The 1,211-nt window shown below is 59.5% G+C and carries 2 protein-coding genes and 1 pseudogene; all 3 read right to left on the reverse strand.

What is annotated here, in order from left to right; all coding sequences use genetic code 11:
• Positions 1–167: pseudogene (locus tag G3436_RS26430) on the reverse strand (acetyl-CoA carboxylase biotin carboxyl carrier protein); the annotation flags it as partial.
• Between the two features lie 89 nt (positions 168–256).
• On the reverse strand, positions 257–709 hold the full coding sequence (gene aroQ / locus G3436_RS26435; RefSeq protein ID WP_116552323.1) for a type II 3-dehydroquinate dehydratase: 453 nt from the start codon (positions 707–709) through the stop codon (positions 257–259).
• A 171-nt stretch (positions 710–880) separates the two neighbouring features.
• A partial coding sequence (locus G3436_RS26440; protein ID WP_163951285.1) for a thioredoxin family protein occupies positions 881–1,211 on the reverse strand: 331 nt, incomplete at its 5' end.

Raw genomic sequence — 1,211 nt, forward strand, 5'->3', positions numbered from 1 at the left:
CCAGCGGCCGGTGCGGCAGCCATCGGGGCTGGCGCGTAGTACTGCTGGGCCGGGGTCTTGCTGTGGCGGCTGATACGGACGGACTCTTCGCCTTCCTTGATCTCCAGCTCGTCGATGCCAGACTCTTCCAGCAGTTCGATCAGTTTCTTGACTTTACGGATATCCATTAATCATCAACTCCCAAGGGTCGGTCAGGGGCGTATAAACGTGAATTTAAACGTTCGTACATGGCCCGCCTGCGGCCGGGCTTCAGTTATCAGGGTTTTGCGTGAGCTGCCAGCTGTTCCAGGGCGGACTCCAGGGCCAGTCGATAGCCGCTGGCGCCGAGGCCACAGATCACCCCTACGGCGACATCTGAAAAGTAGGAGTGGTGACGAAAAGGCTCGCGCTTGTGCACGTTGGACAGATGCACTTCGATGAATGGGATGCTCACCGCCAGCAATGCGTCACGTAATGCGACGCTTGTGTGCGTGAAAGCCGCCGGATTGATCAGGATGAAGTCCACGCCTTCGTTGCGCGCGGCGTGGATACGGTCGATCAACTCGTACTCGGCATTGCTTTGCAGGTACTGCAGATGGTGGCCGGCGGCGCGGGCGCGCTGTTCCAGGTCCTGGTTGATCTGGGCCAGGGTCACGGCCCCGTAGACGCCCGGTTCGCGGGTGCCTAGCAGGTTCAGGTTGGGGCCATGCAGCACCAGTAGCGTTGCCATCTGCGGTTCCTTTTATTGTCGTGCTTGAACGTAGCGCGGCGACTATGCCGCAAACTGCCGAGCACTGTCCAGTTGCCTGCAATAGCCAGCACGATGACCGAGATTCACGCAAAATATATGACTATTTTATTAATCTTGGTCATCGAAGCGGCTTTTTAGCGGCCTCAGCAGTTATAGACCCACTTCGACGCGAATGCGCGCCAGATGTTCGGCGAATTGTGCAGGTTTTACCTCGCCAATCAGCCTTCTGTCGGTTTTTTCGCTGCCGTTCGCGGCAAAGAACAGGAACGCCGGCGGGCCGAACAGTTGGTAGCGGTCGAGCAGGGCGCGTTGTGCGGCGCTGCTGTCGGTGATATCGAAGCGCAGCAGGCGATAGCCCTGCAGTTGCGCCTGCACGGCCGGATCGCCCAGTACCTCGTGCTCGATCACCTTGCAACTGATGCACCAGTCGGCGTACCAGTCCAGCAGCAGCGGTTGGCCGGCGGCCTTGGCCTCGGCCAGG

The sequence above is a fragment of the Pseudomonas brassicae genome, assembly GCF_010671725.1.
Lineage (GTDB): Bacteria > Pseudomonadota > Gammaproteobacteria > Pseudomonadales > Pseudomonadaceae > Aquipseudomonas > Aquipseudomonas brassicae.